Source organism: Streptomyces sp. NPDC059456, assembly GCF_042750055.1.
GTDB lineage: Bacteria > Actinomycetota > Actinomycetes > Streptomycetales > Streptomycetaceae > Streptomyces.
Window position 1 is genome coordinate 1 of record NZ_JBHYVA010000662.1, and the last position, 4,747, is coordinate 4,747.

4 protein-coding genes are annotated in these 4,747 nt (G+C 72.1%); all 4 read right to left on the reverse strand.

Features of this window, described 5'->3' with window-relative positions:
* Positions 1 to 51: 51 nt before the first annotated feature.
* Complete coding sequence (truB, locus tag ACFXA3_RS35820; RefSeq protein ID WP_385194141.1) at positions 52 to 960, reverse strand: tRNA pseudouridine(55) synthase TruB; 909 nt, start codon at positions 958 to 960, stop codon at positions 52 to 54.
* Positions 957 to 1,409 carry a 30S ribosome-binding factor RbfA gene (gene rbfA / locus ACFXA3_RS35825; protein WP_030227571.1) on the reverse strand — a complete coding sequence of 151 codons (453 nt, stop codon included), beginning with the start codon at positions 1,407 to 1,409 and terminating at the stop codon, positions 957 to 959. The genes truB and rbfA overlap by 4 nt, the downstream gene beginning before the upstream one ends.
* Before the next feature lie 27 nt (positions 1,410 to 1,436).
* Positions 1,437 to 1,730: a DUF503 domain-containing protein gene (locus tag ACFXA3_RS35830; RefSeq protein WP_030161467.1), complete on the reverse strand. Its 294-nt coding sequence runs from the start codon at positions 1,728 to 1,730 to the stop codon at positions 1,437 to 1,439.
* Positions 1,731 to 1,883: 153 nt separating this feature from the next.
* Positions 1,884 to 4,747: translation initiation factor IF-2 (infB, locus tag ACFXA3_RS35835; RefSeq protein ID WP_385194145.1), on the reverse strand; the 2,864-nt coding region annotated here is incomplete at its 5' end.

Here is a 4,747-nt window from a genome sequence, read left to right on the forward strand (position 1 = left end):
CAGGTGATGTGCGCTCACCGCTCCACGTCACTGTGCGGAGCGTCCCGCGGATCAGGCGAAGACGGCGAGCGACTTCGCCTTGCCGTTCTTGCTCTCCACGAGCCCGAGCAGCTGTCCGTCCGGCCCGAAGACCGCCACCGGCTTGCCCGCCGGGTACGCGTCCGGCATCTCGATCCGCACGCCGTTGGCGAGCAGCGAGGCCCGCCGGGCGTCGAGGTCCCAGCGCGGGAAGGCCGCGGCCGCCGCCTCGCCGATCGGCATGACGGTCAGCTCCTCCTGGAGCTGGTCCAGGGTCCGCGCCCGGTCGATCTTGTACGGGCCCACCCGGGTGCGCCGCAGCGCGGTGAGGTGCCCGCCGACGCCGAGGTCGGCGCCCAGGTCACGGGCCAGGGCGCGGATGTACGTACCGCTGGAGCAGACGACGGAGACGACGAGGTCGACGACCTTGGTGCCGTCCTCGGCCTCCGCGTCCCGCATGTCGTACACCTGGAACGACGAGACGGTCACCGGCCGGGCCGGGATCTCGAAGTCCTCGCCGTCGCGGGCGCGCTTGTAGGAGCGCACGCCCTTGATCTTGATGGCGCTGACCTTCGAGGGGACCTGCATGATCTCGCCGGACAGCTTGGCGATGCCCTTGTCCACGGCCTCGCGGGTCACCGCCGAGGCGTCCGTCGAGGAGGTGATCTCACCCTCCGCGTCGTCCGTCAGGGTGTTCTGGCCGAGGCGGATCGTGCCGAGGTATTCCTTCTCGGTGAGCGCGAGGTGGCCGAGCAGCTTGGTGGCCTTCTCGACGCCCAGGACGAGGACGCCCGTCGCCATCGGGTCGAGGGTGCCGGCGTGGCCGACGCGCCGGGTCTTGGCGATCCCGCGCATCTTGGCGACCACGTCGTGCGAAGTGAAGCCGGACGGCTTGTCGACGATGACAAGGCCGTCCGGAGTCTTCCCTGCGTTGTTGCTCATTCCGCGGCTGCGTCCTCGTCGTCCTCGTCGCCCGGCTTCTTGTACGGGTCGGCGTCGCCGGCGTACTGGGCGCCGGAGGACACCTCGCGCACCTGGGCGTCGGAGGCGCGCGCCTTGTCGAGGAGGTCCTCGATGGTCTTGGCGTTCTCCGGGAGCGCGTCCGCGACGAAGGTCAGGGTGGGCGTGAACTTGGTTCCCGCCGCCCGGCCGACCGCGGAGCGCAGTACGCCCTTGGCGCTTTCGAGGCCCGCCGCCGCGCTGGCGCGGTCCTCGTCGTCACCGTAGACCGTGTAGAAGACCGTGGCCTCCCGCAGGTCGCCGGTGACCCGGGTGTCCGTGATGGTCACGTGCGTACCGAGGCGGGGGTCCTTGACACCACGCTGCAGCTTCTCGGCCACCACCTCCCGGATGAGGTCCGCCAGCTTCTTCGCCCGCGCATTGTCGGCCACTGGTCCGTCTCCTTCTTTGTCTTGCAGTCAGTCTTCATCACCGTGCAGCCGCCGTCTCACCGACAGCAGCTCCACTTCCGGACGCGCCGCGACCAGCCGCTCGCAGCGGTCCAGTACGTCCGAGAGGAACCCCGTGTCCCCACTGACCAGAGCGACCCCGATACGGGCCCTGCGGTGCAGATCCTGGTCGCCCACCTCGGCCGCGCTCACGGAGAACTTGCGTTGGAGCTCGGCGACGATGGGCCGGACGACGGAGCGTTTCTCCTTCAGCGAGTGGACGTCGCCGAGGAGCAGGTCGAAGGACAGAGTCCCCACGTACATTCAGTTCCGGATATCCCGCCGGTGCGGGTTCGGTGGCCTGCCGGCCGTCGCGCGGCAGGGTCACCAGAACCGTACACGCAACGGCCGGGGCCGATCGACGGATATTCCGCCGACCGGCCCCGGGGTTACGACACGGTACGAACCGCCTTGCGCTTACGCGCGCGGCTTCTCGCGCATCTCGTACGTCGCGATGACGTCGTCGATCTTGATGTCGTTGAAGGAACCGAGGTTGATACCACCCTCGAAGCCCTCGCGGATCTCGGTGACGTCGTCCTTGAAGCGGCGCAGACCGGAGATGGTGAGGTTCTCGGCGATGACCTTGCCATCGCGCAGGAGCCGCGCCTTGGTGTTGCGCTTGACCTCGCCGGAGCGGATGAGGACACCCGCGATGTTGCCCAGCTTGGACGAGCGGAAGATCTCGCGGACCTCCGCCGTACCGAGCTCGACCTCTTCGTACTCCGGCTTGAGCAGACCCTTGAGGGCCGCCTCGATCTCCTCGATGGCCTGGTAGATCACCGAGTAGTAGCGGACGTCGACACCCTCGCGGTCCGCCATCTGCGCGGCACGGCCGGCCGCACGGACGTTGTAACCGATGACGATGGCGTCGGAGCCCATCGCCAGGGCGATGTCGGACTCGGTGACCGCACCCACACCGCGGTGCAGGACGCGGATGTCGACCTCTTCGCCGACGTCGAGCTGGAGCAGCGAGGACTCGAGGGCCTCGACCGCACCGGACGCGTCGCCCTTGATGATGAGGTTGAGTTCCTGGACCAGACCGGCCTTGAGGACCGAGTCGAGGTCTTCCAGGGACACCCGGCGGACGCGCTTGGCGAAGTTGGCGTTGCGCTCACGCGCAGCACGCGTCTCGGCGATCTGACGGGCGGTGCGGTCCTCGTCGACGACGAGGAAGTTGTCGCCGGCGCCGGGGACGTTGGTGAGACCCAGGACCAGGACGGGGGTCGACGGACCCGCTTCCTCGACGTTGTTGCCCTTGTCGTCGAGCATGGCGCGCACGCGGCCGTAGGCGTCGCCCACGACCATCGTGTCGCCGACGCGGAGGGTACCGCGCTGGACGAGGACGGTGGCGACGGCACCGCGGCCGCGGTCGAGGTGGGACTCGATCGCAATACCCTGAGCGTCCTGCTCCGGGTTGGCGCGCAGGTCGAGCGAGGCGTCGGCGGTGAGGACGACGGCCTCCAGCAGGGAGTCGATGTGCAGACCCTGCTTGGCGGAGATGTCGACGAACATCGTGTCGCCGCCGTACTCCTCGGCGACCAGACCGAACTCGGTGAGCTGACCGCGCACCTTGACCGGGTCGGCACCCTCGACGTCGATCTTGTTGACCGCGACGACGATCGGGACGCCGGCGGCCTTGGCGTGGTTGAGCGCCTCGATCGTCTGCGGCATGACGCCGTCGTTGGCCGCGACCACGAGGATCGCGATGTCGGTCGACTTGGCACCACGGGCACGCATGGCGGTGAACGCCTCGTGACCCGGGGTGTCGATGAAGGTGATCTTGCGGTCTTCACCGTTGACGTTGGTGCCCACCTGGTAGGCACCGATGTGCTGGGTGATGCCGCCGGCCTCGCCCGCGACGACGTTCGTCTTGCGGATGGCGTCGAGCAGTCGGGTCTTACCGTGGTCGACGTGACCCATGACGGTGACGACCGGGGGACGCGGCATGAGGTATTCCTCGCCGCCCTCGTCCTCGCCGAACTCGATGTCGAAGGTCTCGAGGAGCTCGCGGTCCTCCTCCTCCGGGCTGACGATCTGAACTTCGTAGTTCATCTCGCCCGCGAGGAGCTGGAGGGTCTCGTCGGAGACGGACTGCGTGGCAGTGACCATCTCGCCGAGGTTCATCATCACCGCGACCAGCGACGCCGGGTTGGCGTTGATCTTCTCGGCGAAGTCGGTGAGGGACGCACCGCGCGACAGGCGAACGGTCTCGCCGTTGCCGCGGGGCAGCATCACGCCGCCGACCGACGGGGCCTGCATGGCCTCGTACTCCTGGCGCCTCTGACGCTTCGACTTGCGACCGCGACGGGCGGGCCCGCCGGGACGGCCGAAGGCACCCTGCGTGCCACCACGGGCACCGGGACCGCCGGGACGGCCACCGAAGCCGGGACGACCGCCGCCACCGGCACCGGCCGGGCCGCCGCCGAAGCCGCCGCCACCCGGACGCGGGCCACCGAAGCCGCCGCCGCCCGCGGGACGCGAGCCCGGACCGGCCGGACGGCCGGCGAAGCCGCCGCCGCCGGGACGACCGGCGCCACCGGGACGCGGGCCACCGGCACCGGGACCACGGCCACCGGGGCCGCCGCCGGGACGGGGACCGGGACCACCGGCAGCGGGACGCTGCGGCATCATGCCCGGGTTCGGACGGTTACCGCCGGGAGCACCACCGGGACGCGGGGCGCCGCCCTGCGGACGGGGCATGCCGCCCGCGGTCGGACGGGCGCCGCCGGGGCCCTGGGGACGCGGAGCGCCACCGGGACCGCCCTGCGGGCGCGGAGCACCCTGGCCGCCGCCGGCGCCGGGGGCACCGGGACGGGGCGCGCCGGCCGGACGGGGCGCCTGCGGGCGCGCCATGCCGGTGGAGCCACCAGAGGTGAACGGGTTGTTGCCCGGACGGGGACCGGCCGGACGGGCGCCCTGCGGACGCGGGGCCTGGGAACCGGCGCCGGCGGGACGCTGTCCCTGACCGGGCGCGGTGCCGGCCGGGCGCGGCGCGCCGGGACGGGCGCCGGTCTGGCCGCCCTGGGCGGGACGCTGCTGCGCCGGACGCGGGCCGGGGGTCGCGCCGGGACCGGCGGGACGCTCGGTGCGCGCCGGGGCGGCGGGGGCCGCCGGGGGCGCGGAGAACTCGGTCGCCACGGGAGCCGCCGGAGCGGGCTTCGGGGCGGCCGGGGCCTTCGGGCCGGGACGCGGGCCGGGGGCGGCCGGGGTCACCGGGGCGGGCGCGCTGGGGGCGGCGGCCCCCGGCGGGGGGCGCGGGGGGGGCGGGGCCCCCCCCCCCC

Excerpts from the sequence above, each read along its gene's own strand:
- truB (WP_385194141.1), bottom strand. The coding sequence starts at position 960 with ATGAGCAACAACGCAGGGAAGACTCCGGACGGCCTTGTCATCGTCGAC.
- ACFXA3_RS35830 (WP_030161467.1), bottom strand. The coding sequence starts at position 1,730 with ATGTACGTGGGGACTCTGTCCTTCGACCTGCTCCTCGGCGACGTCCAC.